General features: G+C 61.1%; 25 protein-coding genes. 5 read left to right on the top strand and 20 right to left on the bottom strand.

The features are described 5' to 3' along the window. Window positions 1–91 precede the first annotated feature (91 nt). From pufX to EV660_RS09415, 12 genes are all read right to left on the bottom strand, one after another. Entirely contained in the window at window positions 92–322 is a 231-nt protein-coding gene (pufX, locus tag EV660_RS09470; RefSeq protein WP_071479740.1) for an RC-LH1 core complex protein PufX, read from the bottom strand. An 11-nt stretch (window positions 323–333) separates the two neighbouring features. Further along, a complete protein-coding gene (gene pufM, locus EV660_RS09465) occupies window positions 334–1,260 on the bottom strand; it encodes a photosynthetic reaction center subunit M (protein ID WP_071479741.1) in 927 nt (308 codons plus the stop codon). Further along, window positions 1,253–2,104: a photosynthetic reaction center subunit L gene (gene pufL / locus EV660_RS09460; protein WP_071479742.1), complete on the bottom strand. Its 852-nt coding sequence runs from the start codon at window positions 2,102–2,104 to the stop codon at window positions 1,253–1,255. Before pufL ends, pufM begins: the two co-directional genes overlap by 8 nt. Before the next feature lie 132 nt (window positions 2,105–2,236). After that, window positions 2,237–2,398 (bottom strand): light-harvesting antenna LH1, alpha subunit, encoded by a 162-nt coding sequence (gene pufA / locus EV660_RS09455; RefSeq protein ID WP_071469793.1) that lies wholly within the window; start codon window positions 2,396–2,398, stop codon window positions 2,237–2,239. A gap of 13 nt (window positions 2,399–2,411) precedes the next feature. Continuing rightward, a complete protein-coding gene (pufB, locus tag EV660_RS09450; protein WP_071481891.1) occupies window positions 2,412–2,561 on the bottom strand; it encodes a light-harvesting antenna LH1, beta subunit in 150 nt (49 codons plus the stop codon). 126 nt (window positions 2,562–2,687) lie between these two features. Next, complete coding sequence (gene pufQ / locus EV660_RS09445; protein WP_071479743.1) at window positions 2,688–2,909, bottom strand: cytochrome PufQ; 222 nt, start codon at window positions 2,907–2,909, stop codon at window positions 2,688–2,690. Between the two features lie 18 nt (window positions 2,910–2,927). Continuing rightward, window positions 2,928–4,385: a chlorophyllide a reductase subunit Z gene (gene bchZ, locus EV660_RS09440; protein WP_071479744.1), complete on the bottom strand. Its 1,458-nt coding sequence runs from the start codon at window positions 4,383–4,385 to the stop codon at window positions 2,928–2,930. After that, a complete protein-coding gene (gene bchY / locus EV660_RS09435; RefSeq protein WP_071481892.1) occupies window positions 4,385–5,953 on the bottom strand; it encodes a chlorophyllide a reductase subunit Y in 1,569 nt (522 codons plus the stop codon). The genes bchZ and bchY overlap by 1 nt, the downstream gene beginning before the upstream one ends. A 79-nt stretch (window positions 5,954–6,032) precedes the next feature. Next, on the bottom strand, window positions 6,033–7,037 hold the full coding sequence (locus tag EV660_RS09430) for a chlorophyllide a reductase iron protein subunit X (protein WP_071479745.1): 1,005 nt from the start codon (window positions 7,035–7,037) through the stop codon (window positions 6,033–6,035). Continuing rightward, window positions 7,034–7,990: a chlorophyll synthesis pathway protein BchC gene (gene bchC, locus EV660_RS09425; protein WP_071479746.1), complete on the bottom strand. Its 957-nt coding sequence runs from the start codon at window positions 7,988–7,990 to the stop codon at window positions 7,034–7,036. The genes EV660_RS09430 and bchC overlap by 4 nt, the downstream gene beginning before the upstream one ends. A 120-nt stretch (window positions 7,991–8,110) precedes the next feature. Continuing rightward, entirely contained in the window at window positions 8,111–9,223 is a 1,113-nt protein-coding gene (locus tag EV660_RS09420) for a methyltransferase (protein ID WP_375781725.1), read from the bottom strand. 5 nt (window positions 9,224–9,228) lie between these two features. Then, on the bottom strand, window positions 9,229–10,107 hold the full coding sequence (locus EV660_RS09415) for a polyprenyl synthetase family protein (protein ID WP_071481893.1): 879 nt from the start codon (window positions 10,105–10,107) through the stop codon (window positions 9,229–9,231). 92 nt (window positions 10,108–10,199) lie between these two features. Here EV660_RS09415 and crtD point away from each other — a divergent pair, with 92 nt between their 5' ends. Beyond that, window positions 10,200–11,765: a 1-hydroxycarotenoid 3,4-desaturase CrtD gene (gene crtD / locus EV660_RS09410; RefSeq protein WP_071479747.1), complete on the top strand. Its 1,566-nt coding sequence runs from the start codon at window positions 10,200–10,202 to the stop codon at window positions 11,763–11,765. Next, window positions 11,732–12,598, top strand: a complete 867-nt coding sequence (gene crtC, locus EV660_RS09405; protein WP_071481895.1) for a carotenoid 1,2-hydratase — start codon at window positions 11,732–11,734, stop codon at window positions 12,596–12,598. The genes crtD and crtC overlap by 34 nt, the downstream gene beginning before the upstream one ends. Here the strand turns inward: crtC and bchO are convergent, their stop codons facing one another. The 4 genes from bchO to crtA are packed head-to-tail and all read right to left on the bottom strand — an operon-like array spanning window position 12,599 to window position 16,912. Next, entirely contained in the window at window positions 12,599–13,483 is an 885-nt protein-coding gene (gene bchO / locus EV660_RS09400) for an alpha/beta fold hydrolase BchO (protein ID WP_071479748.1), read from the bottom strand. It abuts the gene before it with no gap. A 2-nt stretch (window positions 13,484–13,485) separates the two neighbouring features. Further along, the gene (locus EV660_RS09395; RefSeq protein ID WP_071479749.1) at window positions 13,486–15,168 is read right to left on the bottom strand and encodes a magnesium chelatase subunit D; all 1,683 of its coding nucleotides are present in this window, start codon (window positions 15,166–15,168) and stop codon (window positions 13,486–13,488) included. Between the two features lie 38 nt (window positions 15,169–15,206). Continuing rightward, complete coding sequence (gene bchI / locus EV660_RS09390; RefSeq protein WP_071479750.1) at window positions 15,207–16,208, bottom strand: magnesium chelatase ATPase subunit I; 1,002 nt, start codon at window positions 16,206–16,208, stop codon at window positions 15,207–15,209. After that, a complete protein-coding gene (gene crtA / locus EV660_RS09385; RefSeq protein ID WP_071479751.1) occupies window positions 16,205–16,912 on the bottom strand; it encodes a spheroidene monooxygenase in 708 nt (235 codons plus the stop codon). The genes bchI and crtA overlap by 4 nt, the downstream gene beginning before the upstream one ends. A 135-nt stretch (window positions 16,913–17,047) precedes the next feature. Between crtA and EV660_RS09380 the strand changes: the two genes are divergently transcribed. The 3 genes from EV660_RS09380 (at window position 17,048) to tspO (ending at window position 20,209) form a co-directional block, all read left to right on the top strand. Continuing rightward, on the top strand, window positions 17,048–18,583 hold the full coding sequence (locus EV660_RS09380; RefSeq protein WP_084634700.1) for a phytoene desaturase: 1,536 nt from the start codon (window positions 17,048–17,050) through the stop codon (window positions 18,581–18,583). Continuing rightward, window positions 18,580–19,617 (top strand): 15-cis-phytoene synthase, encoded by a 1,038-nt coding sequence (gene crtB / locus EV660_RS09375; protein ID WP_071479753.1) that lies wholly within the window; start codon window positions 18,580–18,582, stop codon window positions 19,615–19,617. Before EV660_RS09380 ends, crtB begins: the two co-directional genes overlap by 4 nt. A gap of 133 nt (window positions 19,618–19,750) precedes the next feature. Beyond that, window positions 19,751–20,209 (top strand): tryptophan-rich sensory protein TspO, encoded by a 459-nt coding sequence (gene tspO, locus EV660_RS09370; RefSeq protein WP_071479754.1) that lies wholly within the window; start codon window positions 19,751–19,753, stop codon window positions 20,207–20,209. A 12-nt stretch (window positions 20,210–20,221) separates the two neighbouring features. Here tspO and idi read toward each other — a convergent pair whose 3' ends face one another. From idi to chlG, 4 genes are read right to left on the bottom strand one after another with little or no spacing between them, the layout of a single operon-like run. After that, a complete protein-coding gene (gene idi, locus EV660_RS09365) occupies window positions 20,222–20,776 on the bottom strand; it encodes an isopentenyl-diphosphate Delta-isomerase (protein WP_071479755.1) in 555 nt (184 codons plus the stop codon). After that, window positions 20,773–21,954, bottom strand: coding sequence for a geranylgeranyl diphosphate reductase (locus tag EV660_RS09360; RefSeq protein ID WP_071479756.1), 1,182 nt, complete (start codon window positions 21,952–21,954; stop codon window positions 20,773–20,775). The genes idi and EV660_RS09360 overlap by 4 nt, the downstream gene beginning before the upstream one ends. Window positions 21,955–21,957: 3 nt before the next feature. Beyond that, entirely contained in the window at window positions 21,958–23,229 is a 1,272-nt protein-coding gene (locus EV660_RS09355; protein ID WP_071479757.1) for a BCD family MFS transporter, read from the bottom strand. Then, entirely contained in the window at window positions 23,226–24,134 is a 909-nt protein-coding gene (gene chlG / locus EV660_RS09350) for a chlorophyll synthase ChlG (protein WP_071479758.1), read from the bottom strand. Before chlG ends, EV660_RS09355 begins: the two co-directional genes overlap by 4 nt. Window positions 24,135–24,195 lie beyond the last annotated feature (61 nt).

Raw genomic sequence — 24,195 nt, 5'->3', positions numbered from 1 at the left:
AACCGGGCGTCACGAGCCCGCGTTCGGACCGGCTATGTGGTCCAAACCTTGGTGGGGGCAGGCCAGCCTAGGCAGGCCTGCCCCAGTTCGTTCAAGCTTTTGCCGTAACCAGCGGCGCATGTAGCGCACTGTAAGGCATGGGCGGTGGGGCGTTTTTGCTCTCGCTGGGCAAAAGTTGCCCAACACCCCAGATGATGCCGTAGCTCACCCCGATGACAAGCAGCAACAAGGCTGCATATCCTGCACCGCGCAACATCTCGGACATAACCCAGTTGCGCAACCGCGCGGTGGGTGTCTCCTGGATATAGTCGTGTTCAACCATGTCAGTGCTCCTTAGTCATAGGTAGGACGGAAGCCGCGTTCCTCGGCCCAGACAGCCCAGTTGTCGACAACCGTACCGGTCAGCAGGATCCCGATACCGCCAGTCAGCGTCACAAGAACCGCAAACCACCACGCCCAACGGTGGATCCCTTCCATCGTGGCATTGAAGCCCATCGTCCAGCGCCAGAACAAGGCAGCGCGTTCAGATGCCGTGCCACGATCCACGATCTGTTCCAACTCGCGATCCCCGCCGAAACGAGAGACAGCAAGAATGGTCGCCCCGTGCATGGCAAACAGCAGCGCCGAACCATACAGGAAAGCAATCGAGAGTGCGTGGAACGGATTGTAGAACAGGTTTCCGTAACGCAGGCTGAACAGGTTGGTCCAGTCGAGGTGGGTGAAGATGCCATAGGGCACCGCTTCCGACCACGACCCCATCAGAATGGGACGGAACAGGCCCAGGACAAGGAACAACCAGATGGCAGACGCGAAGGCCCATGCCACATGTTTGCCCATACCCAACGCCTCGGCGCGCAGATAGGTGCGCACCCACCAAGCCATGACCGAAATCAGCAGGAAGAACGAAGCTATCAGGTAATAGCCCCCTTCGCGCATCGGCGGCATGCTCAGGCCATATTCAGGCGCTGGTGGGTCAAGCGACAGCCAGAACAGATCGCGCAGGAACACAGCCGGGTTGTAGCCCGCCTGATCCCAGAACCACATGCCCACCATCACGAACCAGATGGTTCCTGCAGCAAGGCTGATCACACCCATGGTGCCCAGATAGATCGGACCCAATTGTGCGTTGCCGAACCAGCCAAGCAAGGACGAGAAGCCAGCCGATTTGGTGCGGTTTCCCAGCTCTACGCCTTCGACCAGTCCCATTTCAGGGGCGGCGCGTACCTGCACCTGGGTAAAGATATTCTGATACTCAACCATTGACGCCTCCTGCGACATCGCGCCACCAGGGCAGATCAAGCCACCAATCCCACCAGAAGACCCACTGGTCAAACCAGATGGTACCCGAGATCACGATACAGACCGCAGACCAGAACCCGGCATTCAGCGCAAGCAACAGACCCAGACGGTGAATGCCCAGAGTGCCGACGGAATACCCGATCAGATCACGGAAGAACGTGTCCTCGTGGTCGGGCGTTTTCATCGTGTCGCCCTTCTTGGCAGGGTTGGCCGCTGACAGAACCAGCGCGCCATGCAGTGCCAGCGCCAGCGTCGTGGTGAAGAAGAAGGTCACCGCGATCATATGCGCCGGGTTATAGTGGAAGTTGCCGTAGGTGTAGCCCACATTGGACACCCAATCGAGGTGCGTCCAGATGCCATAGGGGAACGCATGTCCCCATGCACCCATCAGGATGGGACGAAAGACAACCAGTGTAAGATAGGCAAAAATAGCCACGCCAAAGGCAAAGGGCACATGATAGCCCATACCAAGCTTGCGGCAGATTTCGACCTCGCGCAGCATCCAGGATACAAAAGCCCCGATTGCACAAATGGTCACGATTTGCCAAAGCCCGCCTTCAAGCAGCGGTGCCGGACCCAACCCGTAAGACAGGGGTGGGGGATTGATTGAAATCAACCAGGGGTTCCATGTGCCTTGCAGCACCGCCCCCCAGAAAATCAGTAGGGTTCCGAGGACGGCGAAGAAAATCGTCGTGACCCCGAAGAAGCCGACGTAAAACGGCCCAACCCAAAAGTCGAACAGATTCCCGCCGACCAGCGTGCCTCCTGGCACGCGGTATTTTCGTTCGAAGCTGAGCAGTGCCATGCTTCCCTCTCCACTCTCAGGCGGTCACACCCAAATTCGGGCTGGCCGCGTCGGGAAATTCCCTTTTGAAGATCGTCGCGGGCGATACACGGATCGCCCACCGCCCGCGACAGTTCCGTTCCTCGCGCTGGCTCAGCTTCCTGCTGCGCGAGCTGCTGCAGCAGCAAACCAGTTGATGCCGTTCGACAGCACCACCAGGTGAATCATTGCTGCGAGCAAGAAGAGGAAGACGCCCTGTGCCACGAAGACGCGGCGCGGGTCGAAAATCAGCCAGATTTTGTAGAATTTTGACATTTCTTTTCCTTCCTCAGAACCAAGGACGCCAGATGTAGGTGGCAATATGCGCCACCACTGCAACGCCTACGAAAAGCGTAAGACCGCTCATGTAGACTGAGTGCAGTTCCTGGGCCTGCTCGTCAGTAAGACCTGTGAAAGACAGATCAGTGTTTTCAGCCATAGTATCCTCCGGATCATAAGACTGTGCCGCACACCCTGCGGCCGGGTTGGAAGCCATGCCTGTTATAGCAGGACCCCCGCACCCGCAGACCCTTGCCTACGGGAATCTTTCTTCACGCAAGCTGTGTCAGCTGCGGAAAATAATCGGTGCGATGACATTCGCATCATTCAACGCACGACCAATCGGACCAAGCGCTGGCAGTTTCCCGGTCGTTGCCACACGCCAAGCCCAGGTGATCAAACCTGTCGCCAGGGCGAGAATGAAAATCACACTGAAGTAAAGCTTGTATTCCCAGTCCCGAGCGCGTTCAGCGCGGGGGCGGGGGGCATTGACAGTATAGTCAGCCATGTTGCGTCCTCCTTTATATCAGGCGCGTGTCAGGTTGGGCCGCAAAGCCACAACCAGATCTGTGTCAACTTCATCTGCTCCACGTTCGAGCGCGGCCTTCTCAACCGCATCGCGCATCGTACGCGCAGCAGAAATTCGGGTCAGAATGGGGTGCTGGGCCACGATGCGGTCCAGCTCTGCCTTGGCCTCGGCGGACCAGGGCAAGTCTCGTTTCAGCGTTGCAGGCGTCGCTTCGGCAGCATCCATCGCACTGCCCAGCGGCAAGATGTGGAACAGCGCATCAAACAGGCCGTTGCACACCTCTTGCAGCACATAGGTCGCGCCTGCATAGCCCATCATCGGGGTGCCGGTATGCCGCCGGATGGCTGCGCCCGGAAAGCTGGCTGGAATAAAGGCTGGCGCTGGCCCATGCCCGGCCTTCAGTTCAGCAAGATACATTTTCTCATTGATCGAACCGAACACGATCAGCGGCCGTTTCTCGGCCATCAGTGCGCGCACGCGATCATTATCCGTTTTCTGGCCACGTGTGCGCGCCACCGCAAAGGCACAAGGCATACCCAGATCATTTTCCAGGAAATTGCGAAGACCACGCGCATAGGTTTCATTGGCCACGACGGCAAAGCTGGCCGTTGCATAGAAATCCTGCGTGACCGAACGCCACAGATCCCACATTGGCTTGAGCGTCGAATGCTTTTCGCGGGTGATGAACGGTTCAGGGTCCAGCCCCAGCATTTCCCCAAGGCGACGCAGGAATTTCGTCGTGCTGTCCATCCCGATGGGTGCCTGCAAGTAGGGCTTGCCAAGCACCTCGGCCAACCCGCGCCCGAACTCGCGATACATCACGATATTCGCGTCCGCATTCACAAGGTTGCGCATTTCGGCCAGATGGGCGCCCAGCGGCATGACCATATTGACCTCTGCACCGATCCCTTCAACCAGACGCCGGATTTCGGCCAGATCAGACGGCATATTGAATGTGCCATACATTGGCCCAAGGATGTTGACGCGTGGCTTTGAACCCTCTTCACGCTTCTTCTCAGGTGGCATTCGCCCCTTGGTCATGCCGAATTCGGTGAAGATCCAGGTCATCGCGCGGTCAGCGGCCTGCCACTGGTCCTCATCAATCGTGCGCGGCAGAAACCGCTGTATACTGGTGCCTTGCGGGGTCACACCGCCGCCGATCATCTCCGCGATCGAACCTGTCACAACCACGGCAGGAAGCGCCGGATCCAGCACCTTCCATGCGCGGGCCATCGATTCCTCGGTGCCCGAAGACATCTCGTCTTCGCCCAGACCCGTTACCACAATCGGCAATTCATGCGGTGGCAGGGCATCGGTATAATGCAGCACGGAGGTCACCGGCAGGTTCTCGCAGCCTACAGGGCCATCAATCACAACTTGCAGCCCCTTGACGGCGCAGAAAGCATAAACTGCCCCCCAATAGCCCCCGGCGCGATCATGATCTTGTACAAGCATCAGATCATCTCCTGCGCTTTGGCGGCGCGTGCAGCCTTGTCGAGCTTCTTCTGGTGTTGCGCGCGGAAATCGGGGCGCAGATTTGGGCTGCCTTCCCAGATGCCAGCGGTATCACCTTCGCCCACGCCCTCGAAGAAGTCGCGCATCTTGTCCATACGCTCTTTGCCCGCGATGGCGGCATTAACCACTTCGCCCAAAGACCCGGCCCCGGCTGGCCCCATCAGGGGACGCGCGGAAATCAGATTGGTGAAATACAACGACGGTGTGCCGCGTTGCTTGGCATGCTGCACGACAGGTGTAGTGCCAATGACCAGATCAGGGTCCAGCCCGTCTGCCGCGGCCAGATCATCACTCAGTGATGCGCGGAATTTCACCGCCACGCCGCGCGCTTCCAGCCATTCCTTGTCAGCCGCATTCCAGCGCGACGCCGCGCAGGCCGTACCAACATAGGCAACATCGGCGCCGCTCTCGATCAGCAGACGTGCGACCAGCAACTCCGAGCCTTCATAGCCCGAAAGCGTGATCCGCCCCTTGATCGGCGCATTGGCAAGTGCACCTTTTACAGCTGGTACAAAAGCATTCTGCGCCGCTGCAATCTGTGATGGTGCGACATTGAACGCCGCGCCAATCGCGGCCAGCCAGTCATGTGTGCCATCAACCCCCACAGGGGCAGAGCCTACAATCGGACGGCCCGCTGCCTCGAATTCGCGCACAGCTGCCGAATAGAACGGATGGATCGCCGCAACCGCGCCGCAATCCAGCGCGGCATACATTTCGCGCCACTCGCGACAAGGAACAACCGGACCAGCGGCAAGCCCCATCGGCGCCAGCATCGCCCCGATCATCATCGGATCGGCGGGGAACATTTCGCCCAGCAAGGTCACCGTCGGGCGATTGTCGCGCCCTGCGACCGGGGCGGGCACAGGCCCGGCCATGACCTCCTGGCGGGCATAATTCAGCATCGCACCGGCCAGCACGTCCTTGGCCTCGGCATGGGTCGGCACACCGAAACCCGGCACATCAATACCGATGATGCGCACACCATTAATTTCCTTGGGCAACAGCCGCAGCGGCACGCCGCTTGCTGTCGGCACACAAAGGTTGGTGACGACAATCGCGTCATAGCGCTCCGGGTCGGCCATCTCGTGCACGCCTTCGCGGATATCCTCGAACAGCTTGCCCGTGACCAGTGATTCCGAATTGAACGGCACATAGCCCACTGACCGGCGCGCACCATAAAAATGCGACACAAAGGTCAGGCCATAGACGCAGCAGGCAGAACCGCTCAGAACCGTTCCAACCCTGCGCATGCGCAATCCGACGCGCAAACTGCCAAAGGCCGGGCACATCGATTCCGGCTTGTCATGCGGCCCGCGCGGATAATCCTTTGCGAACTGATCCAGCATCGCGCCATTGCCTGCCGCACGTGCCGCCGCATCCATCTTCTCGGCGGGGGCGTGGCAGCCCATTCCATCGGCTTGTGTCGGAACCTCAGGGGCTGCGTCGGGGGTGTTCAGGGTTTCCACCTGAACTTCAGCCGCCGCGTCATAGCTCACCTCTGCGCCCATTTTCTTGCCCGAAATACTCCGGGGGGAGGCGGCGGAGCCGACGGGGGGCTGGCCCCCCTTTCTGTCATATCCGAAATCTTCAGGCATCGTCATACACCACTTCCAGCGATGTCTTGACCACAGCATGCTTGCCGCGCATGTCGGCGTCGGTCGCGGGTTCCAGCACCACATCGCCGCCGGTATCCTTGCTGTCGAACAGCGCCAGCAATCCGTCCTGATCCAGCGGCGTTGGCCGCACCGGGGGGGCAATACCCACCGCCTCGGCAAGGCCAGCGAATAGCGGGCCCCACTGGCTTTTTTCGGTGCCGACAATCTGGTAATTCGCGGATTTCTTGCGCAGATCATCATCGGCCGGAATGGTTGCCAGAACCGGGATCTGCACTGCATCCGCAAAAGCCTGCGCTTCACCCGTGCCGTCATCCTTGTTGATTACCAGCCCTGCGACGCCGACATTGCCGCCCATCTTGCGGAAGTATTCGACCGCCGAGCAGACGTTATTGGCCACATACAGCGATTGCAGATCGTTGGAGCCGACCAGAATGACCTTCTGCGCCATGTCGCGCGCAATCGGCAGGCCGAATCCGCCGCAGACCACATCGCCCAGGAAATCGAGCAGGACATAGTCGAAATCCCAGTCGTGGAAGCCAAGCTTTTCCAGAAGTTCAAAGCCGTGGATGATCCCGCGGCCACCACAGCCCCGGCCCACTTCCGGCCCGCCAAGTTCCATCGCAAAAACGCCGTTACGCTTATAGCAGACGTCACCAATCGCGACTTCTTCACCCGCCAGCTTCTTGCGGGTCGAAGTTTCGATGATCGTGGGGCAGGCCTTGCCCGCAAACAACAGGCTGGTTGTATCCGATTTCGGATCGCAGCCGATCAGCAGCACGCGCTTGCCTTGTTCGGCCATCATGCAAGACAGATTGGCCAGTGTGAAACTTTTGCCAATACCGCCCTTGCCGTAGATCGCGATAATCTGGGTGTGTTTTGTCGGCTCGGACTGCGGCACTTCAAGCGTAGGCTCTTCTTGCGCTTCCTCACGCAGTCGCTTGTCGAAATCCTTCAGGTTCGGGATGTCGAGGGTCATGCGTGGGCCTCCCAGTCCAAGATCATTTTCAAGCAATCAGGGTCACTGAAAGCAGTTTCATAGGCAGTTGCGGCCTGTGCGGGGTTGGCGTGATGCGTGATCAATCCCCCCAGTGACAGGGCGCCTGCCTCAATCAGATTGCGCGTGGCAATCAGGTCGTCGGGTTGCCATTCCGCAGCGATGCGCAGGCGCGCCTCGCGCATGAAGGCAGGAACAAAGGTGAAATTCAGCGGCTTGGTGTAAAAACCTGCCAGAACCACTTCGCCGCCCTTGGCGATGCGTCCGATCAACTGGTCCAGCAGACCTTCGGCACCCGAGGCATCCATGATGCAGGTATAATCCCGGCGACTGTCATCTTCAGGCTGGCAGACCTGATAGCCTTCGGCCCCGGCCATCCGGCTTGGGTTGACTTCCCAGACCGTGGGTGCAGGCGCACCCATTGCAACCGTGATCCGTGCAATCAGCCGCCCCAGAACCCCATGTCCAACAATCAGATCGGGAAAGCTGGCATTCGGCCCCGCCACCGCGTGCCGCGCAGTTGCCGCCAGCGCCAGCAGCGCACCTTCGGCCCCCATGCTCGGATCAATGCGCGTGACCCGCTTGGCATCGGTCACCAGATGGCGCGATGCGCCACCAAACAGACCAAAAACCGGACCACGCTCGCCGGGTTGAAAGCAGTTTGCGCCCGGCACGAAAACCTGATCACCGGGCTTGTAGCCGGTATCACACCCGGCCTCAACGACTTCGCCAGCGGCTTCATAGCCCGGCACAAGCGGGTAGCCCATGCCCGGGAAAGGCGGCATCTCGCCTGACCAGAACAGCTTTTCAGTGCCCGTGGAAATACCGGAATACCCGATCCTGACCACCAGATCCCCTGGCCCGGCATCCTTCAGACCCACCTGCCCCAAGGCAAGCTGGCGTGGAGCGGAAAGGATGATGGCGTCAGTTTGCACGGGTCCCTCCTGGTCGGTCGTTCAGGTTTATCCAATAGAGAAACCGCGACTCGATTGCTTATAATGTAATCATAACGATACACGACATACTGTCAACTCTTATTGACACTTATTCTGCGCTCAACCACCGCCTTTAGGCTTGGACGCCGTCAAGACGCAGGTAATATAGGGTCTATCCGCATGTTCACGCGAGATTTCTTCAAAACCAGCCTCTGACAACAGCGCTGAAATGCGCGCCGCGCTGCGGGTTTGGCCTGTCTGCATCGCCAAAGTGTAAACCGAGAAATACACATCTGTCTGCGGATTGGGGCGCAGCCCACCTGACATCGGCTCAATAATCAGGACGCGGCCACCGGGGGGCAATGCAGCAAACACCTTGGCCAGAAGCGCGCGAACGGTCTGATCAGAGTGATCATAAAGCACCCGCACAAGGCTGATGGTATCCGCGCCCTGCGGCAACGGGTCGCTGCGGAAGGACCCACCGTGGCGCGCAATATCGGCAGGCAGGGCCGCTTGCGCCACGACATCAGGCAGATCGAACAGCACCAGTTCAATCTGTGGATAGCGCGCGCGAACGGCGCGCAGAAACACGCCCGTGCCCCCGCCTACATCCATAAGCTTATGCGTGCCTTTCAGGGAAAGATGGGCCAGCGCCTCTTGCGCCACAAGGGCCTGACTTTCCGCCATCAACCGCGAATATCGTTCAGTTTGCGCAGGGTCCATCGCCCCTTTGGCACCAAAAACATAGGGCCAGAATTCCGCCAGCTCTGGCACCGTCTCGCAACGGATAAAAGCAACGGGGTCCGCAAGGTCGCGATACAGAACATCATGATGGCGCACCATATCCTGCAATCCAGGAACAGCCAGAAATGCAGCGCCACGGCGTGCAAGCGCGAATCTCTCGCCGCGCCGTTTCAGAAGGCGCATCGCCGCCCCTGCCTGAAGCAGCACCTGCATTCTTTCAGGCGGAACATCGCATCGCGTGGCAAGTGTATCCGCAGTTGCCGGACCATCCGCCAGCATTTGCAACGCCCGCAATTCGACCAGCGCCATCAGCATCTGACTTTGCACAAAACCCTGCATCAGATCGAACAGCGCAGCCCCTTCGCGCCGCGCAATACCGCGCAAGCCCGGAACACGCGCGCAGAACGACTGAAACCGGGCAGAGGCAACAATGCGATTGATCAGGCCAGCTGGCCGGAAGGGTTGGTCCGGCGCATGAATATCTGCCACAGCGCTCAGACCCGGACAGGCGCGACCGGGGTCATTCTTTCGGCATATAGCCGCACAAGCTGCGCCAACTGCCCTTCGCCCGGACATGACGGAATGGATGCAATCGCGCCGCCCAGTATGTCATGCAAGCGCTTGATTGCACCCTGCACGCCGTATTCTTCAACCGCCGAGGGGCGCTGGTGAATCGCGTCCTGCCCGGCAGGCTTGCCAAGCGCAGCCTCGTCATACAGTGCATCACGCAAGTCGTCGGCAACCTGAAATGCCTCGCCGATACGCGCACCCAATTCTTCCCACGCCCCCGGCTCATGCCCCGCAGCCTGCGCCCCCATCTGGGTGGCTGCGACGAACAGGGCCGCTGTCTTTGAACGGTGATAGGCGCTCAGATCAACGCTCGATTCGCTTTCCCAGCCCTGCCCGGCACAGATGCCATATGGCATACCGGTATGCCGCGCCAGCAGGCGCAGCAGGCGCAGCGCGCGCGCAGCATCTTCGTCAGGGGCGCCAGACAACAAATCGAAAGCCGAAATGATAAGGCTGTCGCCTGTCAACACGGCAAGAGGTTCGGAATAGGCCATATGCACCGTGGGCTTGCCCCGCCGAAAATCCGCATTGTCGAATGCAGGCAGGTCATCATGCACAAGGCTGGCGCAATGGATCAATTCCAGCGCGATAGCCGCGCGGTCCGACAGGTCCGGCCGGTCATCCCCGCAAGCGCGCGCAACCGACAGGCAAATGGTCGGACGGATACGGGCACCGCCGGGCGTTACAGCATAATTCAACGCCGCTGCCAGCCGCCCCGGCGCATTGCAATCGGGGTCAATCTGCCCCTGAGCGTGCGCGATTGCAGATGTCATGGCCCTGTCGATCCGCTTGCTCAAGTCCATCGCATCCTCGCTTTGCTGTATGTAATCTTTGCTAGACATGTTAGTGTAAATAATACTGGACACTTTCGACAAAAGAGTCAAGAATTCCTGACATGGATATCCACAAAGACTCTGTTTTGGTCATTGGCGCCGGGATTGGTGGCCTTGCTGCGGCTGTCAGGCTGGCCGCCGGTGGTCGCGATGTGACATTGTTGGAGGCGCATGGCTGGCCCGGCGGCAAGATAAGGGTGATGGACAGCACCGCTGGCCCCGTCGATGCAGGACCAACTGTGCTAACTCTGCGCGATGTGCTTGACGACCTGTTTGACGCAGCCGGATCGAAGCTGGAAGATCATCTGACCCTGACCCGACTGCCTGTACTGGCCCGGCATTTCTGGTCCGATGGCACCGTTCTTGACCTGTTCCCGGATGCCCGCGCCAATGCCGATGCGATCGGCGCGGCCTTTGGCACGACGGCACGTCGCGAGTTTGACCGCTTCGAGCGCGAGACTCGCGCCCTGTTTAACGCTTTCGATGCACCCATCATGCGCGCGGCCGCGCCCAGCATCTGGGGGGCCACACGCGCCGCTTTGGCACGCCCATATCTGATGCCCTGGCTGCAACCGGGGAAAACCCTGCAAAACATGCTTGAACAGCGGTTTTCCGACCCGCGCCTGCGCCAGCTTTTCGGGCGCTATGCCACCTATGTGGGCGGAAACCCGTTGCAAGCGCCCGCTGTCCTGGGGCTTATCTGGCAGGCAGAGGCGGCGGGAGTCTGGGCTGTGAAAGGCGGCATGGCCGAACTTGCGCAAGCGCTTGCCAGATTATTCACCCGGCTTGGCGGCACATTGCGCCTGAATACAGCCGTGGCGCGGATTCTTGCGGCCAATGGTCAGGTTTCAGGCGTGGAGCTTGCCGATGGCGCAGTGCTGCACTCTCGGCAGGTTGTCTTCAACGGCGACCCTGCCGCCCTGCCCCATTTGCTGGAAACGCCATCACAGGCCGTCAAGCAGCGCCAGATCAAGCCACGCAGCCTGTCGGCACGGGTCTGGACATTCGGCGCAGAGGTTCAGCCGCAAGGGCTTGGACAAGATGCGCTGGCCTATCACAGCGTTTTCTTTGCCGATGACCCGGCACAGGAATTCGGCCCCCTGGCGCGGGGGCAGGTGCCACAAGCGCCCACGATCTATGTCTGCGCCCAAGACCGCGCCGGGCCATCGCCCAAGGGGCAAGAACGCTTTCAATTCATCCTGAATGCTCCGGCAGTTGCCGAGGGTATATGCGACAGCAAGGACACGACATGTCAGAATCATCCTTTCGCGCGGCTGGCGCAATTCGGGCTACATCTCAGCCCACAGCCGGACCAGTCCTGCGTGACGATGCCGCAAGATTTCGGACAGATGTTTCCGCACAGCCAAGGCGCGCTTTACGGCCTCAGCCCGAACGGCACCTGGGCGACCTTCCTGAGGCCCACAACACGGACCCGAGTTTCGGGCCTGTATCTGGCGGGGGGCGGGGTGCATCCGGGGGCGGGCGTGCCGATGGCAGCGCTTTCGGGCAAACATGCAGCGCAAGCGGCGCTCAGCGACCGGACTTCCGCCGCGACGTGGCGCCGAATGGCTATGCGTGGTGGTATATCGACGGAATCAGCGACGACGGCAGCCGCGCCGTCTCGGTAATCGGGTTTATCGGCTCGGTCTTCTCGCCCTGGTATCGCTGGTCCGGCCGGCGCGACCCGCAGAATCATTGTTGTATCAATGTGGTGACCTATGGCCCCAAGGGCCGCTTCACCATGACCGACCGTGGCAGATCCGCGCTGCGCCAAAGCGAGGATGTGTTCGAGGTTGGCCCCTCTTCCATCCGCTGGGAAGGCGACCGGCTGTTGATCGAGGTGAACGAGATTTCATCCCCCCCGCTGATCAGCCGCGTGCGCGGCACGATCACGCTGCACCCAGAGGCGCTGTTTGGTCAGACCCATAATCTGACCCCCGATGGCAGCCATAGCTGGCAACCCTTTGCCCCGATCGCGCGGATAGAGGTTGACCTCTCGCCCGGTCATCGCTGGCAGGGTCATGGCTATTTTGACGCCAATTTCGGCACCGCCGCGCTGGAGGATGATTTCAATTACTGGACATGGGGGCGCTTTCCCAATCGCGGCGGCGCGACCTGCTTTTACGATGCGGAACTGCGCGATGGGCAGACGCAGGAAACCGCCCTGCATTTCCACCCTGATGGACGGGTTGAAGAAATTACCCCGCCGCCACTGACGCGTTTTGCCCGCAGTCGCTGGGCAGTCCGGCGCGAAACGCGCGCCGATACCGGGTTTCGACCGCGTCAGGAACTGGCCATGCTGGATGCGCCTTTCTACACACGCGCAGCCGTGCGCACGCGCATCGAAGGGGTTGAGAGTGTTGGCGTGCATGAGGCATTGGACCTGCGCCGCTATGCACAACCCCTTCTCAAGCCGATGCTGGCTGTACGCGTGCCGCGGCGTAAAAACTGGAGTTTCTGATCAGACTTGTCCCCCCACCAGCGACAGCCCCCCGCTATTCTTGGCAAGATAGGGCAAGATCAATTCGCTGACGCGGTAGGGTGCTTCTTCGTGCAACAGATGGCCGAAATCAGCGACCTCGACATATTCGGCACGCGGGATAACGGCAGCGGCATCGCGCGAGACGCGCGCGGGAACGGCCCGGTCCTTGTCAGAGGCGATCAGCAATGTTGGCGCCATGATCTGCGCAAGGCGTTCGATCAGTGGCTCCAGCTGCCATTGTGCCATCATACCCAGGGTGCCTTCGACATGGCGTTTGTCGCTGACAAGCCGCTGATATAGCGTCACGCCTTCGGCATCGAGCGTGGAGCCTGTGCCTTTCAACAACATCTCGACCTGATTGCGGTTCGAGACAAGCCGCGTGACAATCGCGGCAACAAATGGGCTGGCCGACATGGCCTTGGCCAGCTTCGGAAACAACCAGCCTGCAAAACCATCAAACGGACCAAGCGCCGCGTTCAGCCCGATAATGCAGCGTGGCGGGTTTGGCAGAACCTCGGCCATGCGCAGCGCGATGGCGGCACCCGCAGAATGGCCGATAATCGCGACGGGCCGCCAGCCCTGATCGGCGCAAAGTGCTGCAAGATCGTCGGCCATCGCATCCAGCCCCAGCCGCATCATGCCGCCCGCGCGGGTAAAACCCTGCCCCGGCAGGTCCGGTATGATGGCACGATACCCATGCAACAGTTGCGCCAGATGTCGAAAACTGTGTGCCGAAGCGCCCGCACCGTGCAACAGCAACACATCCGGCCCCTGCCCAAGAACCTGCACATGCCATTCATGTGGGCGGCACCGGATCACGCGGGAATGTGCGCGCAAGGGCCAATCTGCAGGAATCCCCTGCATGTCTAGCCCCCCAGTGCAGCACTAAGCGTGCTGGACAAGCTGCGCGCGTCAGCCCTTGGAAGGGCGATCATGGTTGCCCCCATTTCTGCGCTTAATTCAGCCAGTTGTGGTTTGGGCCGCAAGCTGGTGTCGATGACCAGCGCCGGAATTGCCCTGGCTGCGATAATCTTGGCAAGGCGGCTGGCATCTTCGCCAGCCTGAACACGGTTGGCGCTGCCATCCAGCGCAATATTGCCGCGCCCATCTGTCAACAGGGCCAATGTCGGCGTCATGCCGTGGCGGCGCGCCTGTTCGGCCGTGGCCAGCGCGACCTCCAGCGCATGGGTCAGCGGCGTGGCCCCACCGCCCGGCAAGCCCGCCAGTCTGCGCTTGGTCTGCACCAGCGAGCGGGTGGGCGGCAAGCTTAACTCGGCCTTATTCCCGCGAAAGGTGACAAGCGCCACATGATCGCGCGAGGAATAGGCTTCGGCCAGCATCAATTCCACTGCGCCCTTGGCTTCGGCCAGACGCGCCAGCGCGGCAGAGCCGGACGCATCGACCACGAAAATCAGCACACGGTCGGTCTGTTCCTGATAGCGTTTGATGCGAATGTCAGACGGCATCAGCAACAGCCGGTCCATTGCGCGCCCCGGCATCATGGCGCGGCGCATCTTCTGCCACGGCGCGGCCTGGCGCAATGTGGCAATCACATCCACCCGCGCGCCCGAGCCGGGCTTGCCCGCGCGTGACGGCATCGGGCGGCCGCGGCGCATGGATTTGCGTTTGGCACCCGCGCCGGAATTGGCGCTTGCCGCCTGCCGCGCCACGCGCGCGGCCTGCAACTGCGCCAGCAATCCGGGCGGCAAGGCTGCGCGCGCCGCCTCAATCAGCATCTCGTCGGGGATATCCAGCTCGCTCTGGTCGCGGTTCTGGCTTTGATCTGGCTGATCCTGTGGCGGCTCTGGCGGGGGGGCGTCCTCCTGATCGGGTGCATCCTCGGGGAAGGCCAGCGCCTTATGCGCCATCACCAGCGCGACAGCGACTTGCAAATCCTGATCTTCAATCTCTGCCCCGCCGCGCCATGCGGCATGCGCCCGCGCACAGGCCAGCGCCAGCAGCGGTGCACGCAGGCTGGATATGGCAAGTTCTGCAGCAACCCGCGTCAACCGTTCCAGCGCCGTGCCCGTTTCAATGTGGCGCAGGCGGGCTTGAGCCGATGTAATCAGGCTGGGGCTGATCGACATGTCCGCCGTGTCAGACCACGCGAAGCCGTCAAGGTCCAGAAACAAGCCAAGCCGGTCGGCCAGCGCGTTGGGCAGGCCCTCACCGTCTTCCGCCGCTTCATCCAGCGCGACCAGACTAAGCCGCGGGTCACTGTCAAGCGCCTGTCCCAGCCGCACGGCAAGGCCCGGCGGGCAGCGTTCGGCCATGGTCAGCATCAGGCAGCCGGCATGTTCCAAAAGGCCCGCATGGCGATGCAATTCGCCCGTGGCCAAGGTCGCGCTCAGGTCCATTCCACCCAGAAGCGCCTCGTCTGAGGTGAACGGATGCAGCTTGCGCGGCACCAGCAGGCCAAGGCCGGACAGCACGCGGTCACGCACAGGCCCAGCACGACCCCGCAGCCACAACCCGCGCAGGCCTTTTGGGTCGATCGCCAAAAGCGTGATTGCCAGCGTCACCTGTTCCCAGGGGTCAGCCTCGGGCATCGGGCGACCGGGGTGGCCGCTGGCCTCGTCAAAGGGGGTCAGGGCAGCACCTCGGCCAGTTGGCGCGCTACGCGCGCGCCGGTACCTGCTTCGTCCAGCGGGTCACGGCGCAGACGGTGGCGCAATGCCATTGGCGCAGCCTCTCGGATATGGGCGCGGGTCACCTCATCGGCCCCCTCAAAGGCCGCGAGCGCGCGCGCTGTGCGCAGCAAGGTCAATTCGCCGCGCAACCCGTCAGAGCCAAGCGCCACACATACCGACGCGCAATCATGCAGCGCGACATTGGAACTGCGCACACCGGCAAGTGCCGCGCGCGCATCGAGGATGCGGGCGCGCAAGGCCACATCCTGTGGCTGCCATTCAGCCATGAAGTTGTCATAGTCGTTTTCATAGGCATCGCGGCGGCGGATCACTTCAACCCGGGTGTCGATCTCTTTCGGGCTGGTCACCTCTACCGACAGGCCGAAACGGTCCAGAAGCTGGGGGCGCAACTCGCCCTCTTCTGGGTTGCCAGACCCGACCAGCACAAACCGCGCGGCATGGCGGATCGACATGCCTTCGCGTTCCACCACATTCTCGCCCGACTGCGCCACATCCAGCAGCAGATCAACAATGTGATCTTCCAGAAGGTTCACCTCATCAATATACAGGTAGCCCCGATTGGCCCGCGCCAGAAGCCCCGCCTCAAACGCCTTTTCACCGCGCGTCAAGGCGCGTTCGATATCCAGCGCGCCTGTCACGCGGTCTTCGGTCACGCCCAGAGGCAGATCGACAACCGGGGTCGGACGGCTGGTAGTTTCGGTTTCGGTCACTTGCGCCCAGTCCGGGCAATCCTCAAGCCGCGCAGAATTCACCGGGCAGCCCTTTACGGCCTCGATGGGCGGCAGCAGGGCGGCCAGCGCGCGCACAGCCGTTGACTTGCCGGTGCCCCGATCCCCAAAAACCAGCACCCCGCCAATCTTGGGGTCGATCGCAGTCAGGATCATGGCGGTTTTCATCTCGTCCTGCCCGACAATGGCAGCAAAGGGGAAAGGCGTCATGCAGCCTCCTGTGTGTTGTTTGTGGCCGACATAAGGTCGCGGCCCTCCCAGGTGCCTTCGCACCCGGTAATGCGGAAACGGGCGTAAAGTTCCTCATTGAACCAGTTCTCATCACGCACAGCGCGAATAGCCTCGGCATGTTCGCCGCGCCGCGCGAAGGCGGCCATTGTGTCGGCATCCGGCCAAATCGAAAAGGTCACCTGATGCAACAGAGGCACTTCGCCAATGCCAATCTTGAAAATCACATTGGGGTCCGTTCCGACCTTGGCCGAAATATCCGGCACCCGCCCCCAGAAGCGCAAGGCATGCGCAGGCTTGACGGTGGCGCGGGTCATTGCGGCGATGGCACCATCCGGCCCGCCTTCGGGGACGAAGGGCTGGCGCCCGGCCCATTTACCGCGTGCGGCATAGGGTTCCAGAAACAATGTCATGCTTTCATCTGCGCGCTGCCGCCATTGGCTGAACGGGGGGCGCTGCAATCCGGCATCGGCCTGTTCACGGCTGTCCCAGCCCGCAAGGATCGCCCATGTTCCCCAGTTGGGCTTCGGGGTAAACCCTTCTCCCGTGCCGGAGCCGCAAAGCTTCCAGAAATTCAGCCCCTTGACATGCGGCAACGCGAAACGCGCCGCTCCCATCTGGCCCAGAACCCAAAGCCGGGTCAGCGCCCGATCAAAACGAAACAGATTAAGTGTGACGGTTTGCATGGCGATTCCAATAGCATGAAGTGTAAACCCAGATTGTCACATGAACTGGACAGAGTAAAGCAAAACAATGTAAATCTTGATTGACACTTCGGTGCAGTGTAGGTTTGTGAAAACACCATGCGATGGGAACAAAACATGTCTGATTCTGCGGCGCCACAGCGCGCTATTGTCATTGGTGCCGGCCTTGGCGGGCTTGCCTCTGCGATGCGATTGGGGGCCAAAGGGTACAGTGTTTGTGTTATAGACAAGCTTGATCTGCCCGGCGGGCGGGGATCGTCCATCACGCAAGGGGGTCACCGGTTCGATCTGGGACCAACCATCGTAACCGTGCCCCAAGGTCTGCGCGACCTATGGGCCGCTTGCGGGCGCGACTTTGACCGCGACGTGACCCTGAAGCCGATGGACCCGTTCTATGAAATCCGTTGGGAGGATGGATCAACCTTTACCATGCGTCAGGATGAAGCCGCGATGGAAGCAGAGGTCAAGCGCCTCTCTCCATCGGACGTGAAGGGCTACCACAAATTCCTGAACGACTCTGAAGACCGCTACTGGTTCGGCTATGAAAATCTGGGTCGTCGCCCGATGAATGAGTTGTGGGAGTTGATCAAGGTCCTGCCCCGGTTTGCATGGCTGCGCGCAGATCGGTCAGTCTATGCCCACGCCGCGCGTCGCGTGCGCGACCCGCGCCTGCGTTTCGCATTGTCCTTTCACCCATTGTTCATTGGGGGCGACCCGTTCCGCGTGACGTCAATGTATATCCTTGTCAGCCACTTGGAGAAAGCCTTTGGCGTCCATTACGCAATGGGTGGGGTGCAGGCGATTGCAAAGGCCATGGCGCAGGTCATCCGCGATCAGGGCGGCATGGTCCGAATGGGCGAAGAAGTGGACGAAATTCTGGTCGAGCATGGCCGCGCTGCGGGCGTCCGGCTGGTGGGGGGCGAGCGGCTGGATGCGGATATCGTCGTTTCCAATGCCGATGCGGGCCATACCTATACCCGCCTGTTGCGCAACCGCACCCGCAAACGCTGGACCGATGCGAAACTCAAGCGCCAGCGCTGGTCGATGGGGCTGTTCGTCTGGTATTTCGGCACCAGAGGGACAAAGGACATGTGGCGCGATGTCGGGCATCATACGATCGTCGTCGGCCCACGCTATCGGGAACATATACAGGATATATTCATCAAGGGCCGTCTGGCAGATGACATGAGCCTTTATGTCCATCGCCCCTCGGTCACTGATCCTTCGGTGGCCCCGGACGGCGATGATACGTTCTATGTTCTCTCTCCCGTGCCGCATCTGGGCCATGACAATGGCGTTGACTGGACCGTTGAGGCGGAACCCTATCGCCAGAAAATGCTGGCGATGCTGGAAAATCGGCTGTTGCCCGGCCTGTCGCAGCACCTGTCCGAAAGCCTTGTGTTCACGCCGGACACGTTCCGTGACCGCTATCTATCCCCGCTTGGCGCTGGCTTCTCTATTGAGCCACGCATCTTGCAAAGCGCCTATTTCCGCCCGCATAACATCTCTGAAGAAGTGCCGGGTCTGTTCCTTGCCGGGGCGGGCACCCATCCTGGCGCTGGCGTTCCCGGTGTGATCGGCACAGCAGAGGTTCTGGCGCAGCTTGTCCCCGATGCCGCGCCTGCCACGCCTTTGCGCATGGCCGCGGAATGAGTGCCGCTGCCGACATGGAGGCCTGCCGCGCCGCGATCCGCACCGGCTCGCTATCATTTCATGCGGCCTCGAAACTGCTGCCCGCGCATGTCCGCGACCCTGCGCTGGTGCTGTATGCCTTCTGCCGTCTGGCCGATGATGCTGTTGACGAAGGGCAGAACCCGATAGAAGCCGTCTTGCATCTGCAAGACCGGCTGGACAGTGCCTATACAGGCAAGCCCCATGATGCACCAATAGACCGCGCATTCGCCCGGATGATCCAGACCCATGACATGCCGCGCGCCCTGCCCGATGCCCTGCTGGAAGGGCTGGCATGGGATGCCGAGGGGCGGCGGTTCGACACCTTGTCAGGGGTGCTGGATTATTCCGCGCGCGTCGCTGCCGTGGTGGGCGCCATGATGTGTGTGCTGATGGGGGTGCGCGACCGTCATCGGCTGGCGCGTGCCTGCGATCTGGGCCTTGCGATGCAGCTAACCAATATTGCCCGCGATGTTGGCGAGGATGCAAAGCTGGGGCGCATCTATCTTCCGCTGGACTGGTTTGCAGAAGCGGGTCTTGATCCAGCGGCTTTCTTGCGCAATCCGACCGCATCACCCGAAATCCGCGCCATGACAGAACGGCTGTTGCGCGAAGCAGATCGGCTCTATCAACGCTCCGAGCCGGGTATCGCCGCGCTGCCACTCAGTTGTCGGCCCGGTATTTTCGCCGCGCGCACGATCTATGGCGGCATTGGCGGTGTGATCCGGTCGCAGGGTTGCGACAGCATCACCCAACGCGCCGTGACGGGCAAAGGGCGCAAAATTGGCTGGCTGGCCGCTTCCGGCCTGCGCGCGGCCCTGACCCTTGCAAAGCCGACAATGGCCACGCTCTATGGAAAGCCCTGCCCTGAAGTGGCCTTTCTCGTCGACACAGCGGCGCGAGAGCGCGAAGGGTTCAGCCGCTCGGATACTCTGATAAATGCGCTGGCGCGGTTGCGCGAAAAGGACATGGCGAAACGAGAGCGGCAACTTGGCTTGGAACGGCGCAGCGCCTGAGCTAGATAGGGTCAGAAGGCACAGCGCCAACGCGCCCGATAGGGCGCACAAGTCAAGGAATGCGCCCGCATGGGCGCGCAATCAGGTCACAGTCTGGTGCCAGCGGGGCATGGCAGGCAAATAAGGACACGCAATGGACTGGTTACTCTTTCTGACATTCCTCGCGGCCTGTGGCGCCGCCGGCGCGACCGGGTCCATGTTCGAGCCGGGAAACTGGTATCGCGACCTGAACAAACCCGTCTGGACGCCACCGGGGATCGTGTTTCCACTGGTCTGGATCACGCTTTACATCGCCATGGCCTATGCTGCGATGCGCGTGGCCCTGCTGGACGGGTCGCAACAGGCGCTGGCCTTCTGGGCGGCGCAGATTGCGTTCAACACATTATGGTCGCCGGTCTTTTTCGGGTTGAAGCGCATGCGCGCCGCACTGGTGATCGTAGGTTTCATGTGGGTGTTTGTCGCAGCAACAATGCTCAGCTTCTGGGCGTTGGACCCGATCGCGGGACTGCTGTTTGCGCCCTATCTGCTTTGGGTGACGATTGCGGGGGCGCTGAATTATTCGGTCATGCAGCGCAACCCGCAATATGCCTGAGATGCGGCGGCCTTAGTGGTTCAGTGCAAGATCGGCTGCACTGCCCACATGGCTGCCAAAAATGGTGCGCACATGCTTTTCCAGATAGATCCGTAGCCACGGTGTGAAACGGTCGGGGTGGCGCTCCACCATCGCGCGCAGCGCGGGCAGGTTGATCCAGTCGATATCGGCCACTTCTTCGGGGTTTGGTGTCACACTCAGATCCGGCATGACGCGGGCGGTATAGACCTGCACAAGTTCATGCTCGATCAACCCACCGCCAACATCGGCGCGGTACTCGATCTCGGTGGCATGGGTCAGGTCAAGGCCGGTAATGCCAAGCTCTTCCTCCAGCCTGCGATTGGCGCAATCCAGATCGGATTCGTCCCAATGCGGGTGGGTGCAGCAGGTATTCGCCCAAAGGCCGGGGGTATGGTACTTGCTCAACGCGCGGCGCTGGATCAGCACGCGGTCGCCTTCGGTCACAAAGACAGAAATCGCCTTATGCCGCAGCCCGCGCCGGTGCACATCCAGCTTATCCAGCGGTTTGAGCGTGCCATCTTCCCAAGCTGGAATCAGATCTGTCATGTGTAACTCGGACGGACAAGGCCGGTCAGATGCAGCATGTTCTTGATCCCGATCTTGACATGCGCCAAGGGCCGCGCGGCCACAAGTTTCTTGTTCATATAGGCCTCGAAGGTCAGACGCTGCACATCGATGTCATGGCACAGGCTTACAAAGCGCTCGCGCCGTTCGTCGGATTTGTAATAGGCGTCCTGCATCTGGCGCAAGACCCGGAACACGGTCTTGTGTTCACGCATGAACAGTTTGCGCGCCAGCGCCAGATCCTTTGCCTTGCCCGAGGCCAAGGCCGCTTGCGCCGCAGTTGCTGCCACACGGCCACCCACCATCGCGTAATATATCCCCTCGCCCGAGCTGGGCGCGACCACACCTGCCGCATCGCCTGCAAGCACGACATCACGGCCATTGTCCCAGCGATCCATCGGGCGCAGCGGAATTGGCGCACCTTCGCGGCGGATGGTTTCGCAATCCGACAGGCCCGACATGGCGCGCAGATCGGCCGTGGCTTTCTTCAGATCGGCCCCGTTAATCTCTGTGCCCATGCCGACGCTGGCATGTTTGCCATGCGGAAACACCCAGCCGTAGAAATCGGAACTGATGCGCCCGTCATAGATCACATCGCAGCGATCAGGGTCGTAAAAGTCATTCGCGGGCGGGGCCTTGATGATCTCGTGATAGGCGATGACATAAGGGATCTTGTCGCCACCCGGCACCTCTGCGCGTGCTACATTTGAACGCGCGCCATCGGCGCCAATCACCAGTTTGGTGGCGCTGCGGCGCTCTTCTCCCGTTGCCTTGTCGCGCCAGACGACATGCGTTCCTTCCGCGTCACGCTCGATACGCAGGAAGGTGCCGGTCAGACGGTCTGCCCCGGCCTCTGCGGCACGGACGCGCAGGAATTCATCGAAATCCTCGCGGTCCACCATGCCGACATATCCGTTCTCGATGGGAATATCGACTGCCCGCCCTGTCGGCGAGATCATGCGCGCTGTGGTGATCTGCGCCACGATCTGTGACATCGGAATGTCAAAATCCGCAATCGCGCGTGGGGGGATTGCCCCACCACAGGGCTTGATGCGCCCGGCACGGTCCAGCAACGCAACGTGTTTGCCTGCACGCGCCAGATCATCTGCTGCTGTCGCACCCGAAGGCCCGCCACCCACGACAAATACATCATATTTCATGGCTTATTCCCCCGGAACCATCAGCGCCCTTGGGCGCGGTGACATGATGCGCGCAGCCAGAGCCGCGGACGCTATGAAAATCGTTGCCTGAAACAGGAAGACCGCGCCAAAGGCATCGGCCACCGGCAACAGACTGCGCGCAAGATCGACCAGCGCGGCACCTGTCAGACCACCAAACCCTGCCGCAATCGCCTGACTGGCACCCCAAAGGCCCACCCGCGTACCTTCGCGCTTGTCTTGCCCTTCGCCAGCCAGTTGCATCATCGAGCCGATGGCCGCGACCGCAAACATGCCGTTGAAAAACCCAAGCGCGACAACCAGCGGCACCAGCGGCAGAACCCACAGGCTTGCCCCCGCAATCGCAACCAGCATCACTGCCGATCCGATACAGCCCGCGACGACCCAGGCCCGCAAACTGCCCAGTCGAAGGCCAGACGCTGCTACACCGACCAGAACCATCCCAAGGAATACCCCGCCATTCTGCGCGCCAGACATTTGTGTGGATTGCCCCGGCGTGTAGTTAAACACCAGCCCGGCATAGGGTTCGAGAATCAGTTCCTGCATGAAATAGGCAGTCATCGACAGGAACACGAAGAAGGTGAAATTCCGCGCGCGCGTGTCTGCCCAGATATCGCGCATCCCGTCACGAAAGCGGACCGGCGGCGGCGCAGGCCGAATGACGACGCGCCGTTCTATGCCCCAGACGGCCAGAATGGTCAGCGCGACAGCCCCCGTGCATATGATGGCCACAATCACCATCAGTCGCGCATGGCTATACGGGTCAAGAAACTTGCCTGCCGTAATCGCGGTCAGTGCAATGCCTGCAATCATCATCAGCCATGTGATCGTCGCAGCCGCCGGGCGGCGATGCTCTGCCGTGGCGGTTGCCAGCAAGGCCAGAAGCGAGGTGCCAGATGCCCCCACGCCCAGACCGATCACGGCATAGGCAAGAAGAGAGAGCGCAAGACCAAGGCCGAAATGGCTTTCCAGAAGCGGAATGGCAGCGGCTGCGCCAAGCCCCCCCAGCGCCAGAAGCGCCATCCCGGCGATGATCCAGCGTGTACGGTTGCCCCCCTGATCGGCCAGATGCCCCCAGTTGGGCCGCGTGATCTGCACACCATAATGCAGCGCCACCAGAAACCCCGGCAGCACCACTGGAAGCGCCAGCTCCACCACCATCAGCCGGTTGAGGGTTGAAGTCATCAAGACCACAATCGCACCGAGGCAGGCCTGAACCAGACCAAGGCGGAATATCTGGACCCAACTCAGCGTCATGCGCCAATCCCCCTAAGGGCGAAGGCCGCGACCATCATGCCCAGAACATAAGGCCCGACGCCGGTGCCGTTGAACCAAGGCGCCAGCCGCGCCGGATCCTGCCGCCAGCGGCCCAGCGCCCAGATCTGCACGCCGATGCCAAGCGCAATGATGCCCGCATGAATTGGTGCGCCCCAGATCAGCAGCAGGAACACGACGACCAGTTGCGCCAGCACCATCACAGTGCCTGCGACGGTCGCCGCATCCACAGGGCCAAGCGTGACCGGAAGGGATTTCAAGCCCATCTGGCGGTCGCCCTCAATGGCCTTGAAATCATTAATCGTCATGATGCCATGCGCACCAAGCCCGTAAAGCACCGCAATCGCCACAATCTCGAAGCGCGGCGCGCCCGCTGCGATGACGGCAGCGCCAGTGAACCAAGGCAGGGATTCGTAGCTTAGACCAACAAGGCCCGGACCCCACCAGCCGGAACGCTTGGCGCGGACCGGCTCAGCCGAATAGGCCCAGGCTGCCAGCACACCGACAATGGTTGCGCCAAAGCCCCAGGGGCCAAGCTGCCAGCCGACAGCCAGCGCCAGCGCCGACATCAACAGCGCAATATACAACCCCCAGCGCCCGGGAATGCGCCCCGACGGGATTGGCCGGTTGGGTTCATTGATCGCGTCCACATGCCGGTCGCACCAGTCATTCGCCGCTTGGGACATGCCGCAGACAATAGGCCCGGCCAGAAGCACACCAAGCACCACCAGCGCCCAACTCTCTGGCCAGATACCGACCGAGATAATGCCGCACAGATAGGCCCACATTGGCGGAAACCATGTGATCGGCTTGATCAGTTCCAGCATGGCGCGGGGCTGCGGCAGGCCAGAGGGTTTGGGGCGGGTTTGAAGACTCAGATCGCTCATGCTGTAAACTTTGCCTTACATTTAGGATTCCATCAAGTGTTAATTGACCCTTACATGCAGC

Source organism: Roseinatronobacter bogoriensis DSM 18756, from assembly GCF_004366635.1.
In the GTDB taxonomy this organism is placed as follows: Bacteria; Pseudomonadota; Alphaproteobacteria; order Rhodobacterales; family Rhodobacteraceae; genus Roseinatronobacter; species Roseinatronobacter bogoriensis.
The sequence above is the reverse complement of the archived record's forward strand: the minus strand, read 5'-3'. Positions and strand labels throughout refer to the sequence as shown.

What these genes read in the sequence shown, in the direction of transcription:
- EV660_RS09355 (WP_071479757.1), bottom strand. Translation starts at nt 23,229, where the DNA reads ATGACGCTGAGTTGGGTCCAGATATTCCGCCTTGGTCTGGTTCAGGCC.
- pufA (WP_071469793.1), bottom strand. Translation starts at nt 2,398, where the DNA reads ATGTCAAAATTCTACAAAATCTGGCTGATTTTCGACCCGCGCCGCGTC.
- pufQ (WP_071479743.1), bottom strand. Translation starts at nt 2,909, where the DNA reads ATGGCTGACTATACTGTCAATGCCCCCCGCCCCCGCGCTGAACGCGCT.
- tspO (WP_071479754.1), top strand. Translation starts at nt 19,751, where the DNA reads ATGGACTGGTTACTCTTTCTGACATTCCTCGCGGCCTGTGGCGCCGCC.
- crtB (WP_071479753.1), top strand. Translation starts at nt 18,580, where the DNA reads ATGAGTGCCGCTGCCGACATGGAGGCCTGCCGCGCCGCGATCCGCACC.
- chlG (WP_071479758.1), bottom strand. Translation starts at nt 24,134, where the DNA reads ATGAGCGATCTGAGTCTTCAAACCCGCCCCAAACCCTCTGGCCTGCCG.
- bchO (WP_071479748.1), bottom strand. Translation starts at nt 13,483, where the DNA reads ATGCAGGGGATTCCTGCAGATTGGCCCTTGCGCGCACATTCCCGCGTG.
- bchZ (WP_071479744.1), bottom strand. Translation starts at nt 4,385, where the DNA reads ATGCTTGTACAAGATCATGATCGCGCCGGGGGCTATTGGGGGGCAGTT.
- pufB (WP_071481891.1), bottom strand. Translation starts at nt 2,561, where the DNA reads ATGGCTGAAAACACTGATCTGTCTTTCACAGGTCTTACTGACGAGCAG.
- bchY (WP_071481892.1), bottom strand. Translation starts at nt 5,953, where the DNA reads ATGGGCGCAGAGGTGAGCTATGACGCGGCGGCTGAAGTTCAGGTGGAA.
- EV660_RS09415 (WP_071481893.1), bottom strand. Translation starts at nt 10,107, where the DNA reads ATGGACTTGAGCAAGCGGATCGACAGGGCCATGACATCTGCAATCGCG.
- EV660_RS09380 (WP_084634700.1), top strand. Translation starts at nt 17,048, where the DNA reads ATGTCTGATTCTGCGGCGCCACAGCGCGCTATTGTCATTGGTGCCGGC.
- EV660_RS09360 (WP_071479756.1), bottom strand. Translation starts at nt 21,954, where the DNA reads ATGAAATATGATGTATTTGTCGTGGGTGGCGGGCCTTCGGGTGCGACA.
- crtA (WP_071479751.1), bottom strand. Translation starts at nt 16,912, where the DNA reads ATGCAAACCGTCACACTTAATCTGTTTCGTTTTGATCGGGCGCTGACC.
- EV660_RS09430 (WP_071479745.1), bottom strand. Translation starts at nt 7,037, where the DNA reads ATGACCCTCGACATCCCGAACCTGAAGGATTTCGACAAGCGACTGCGT.
- idi (WP_071479755.1), bottom strand. Translation starts at nt 20,776, where the DNA reads ATGACAGATCTGATTCCAGCTTGGGAAGATGGCACGCTCAAACCGCTG.
- crtD (WP_071479747.1), top strand. Translation starts at nt 10,200, where the DNA reads ATGGATATCCACAAAGACTCTGTTTTGGTCATTGGCGCCGGGATTGGT.
- pufM (WP_071479741.1), bottom strand. Translation starts at nt 1,260, where the DNA reads ATGGTTGAGTATCAGAATATCTTTACCCAGGTGCAGGTACGCGCCGCC.
- pufX (WP_071479740.1), bottom strand. Translation starts at nt 322, where the DNA reads ATGGTTGAACACGACTATATCCAGGAGACACCCACCGCGCGGTTGCGC.
- pufL (WP_071479742.1), bottom strand. Translation starts at nt 2,104, where the DNA reads ATGGCACTGCTCAGCTTCGAACGAAAATACCGCGTGCCAGGAGGCACG.
- EV660_RS09395 (WP_071479749.1), bottom strand. Translation starts at nt 15,168, where the DNA reads ATGCCCGAGGCTGACCCCTGGGAACAGGTGACGCTGGCAATCACGCTT.
- bchI (WP_071479750.1), bottom strand. Translation starts at nt 16,208, where the DNA reads ATGACGCCTTTCCCCTTTGCTGCCATTGTCGGGCAGGACGAGATGAAA.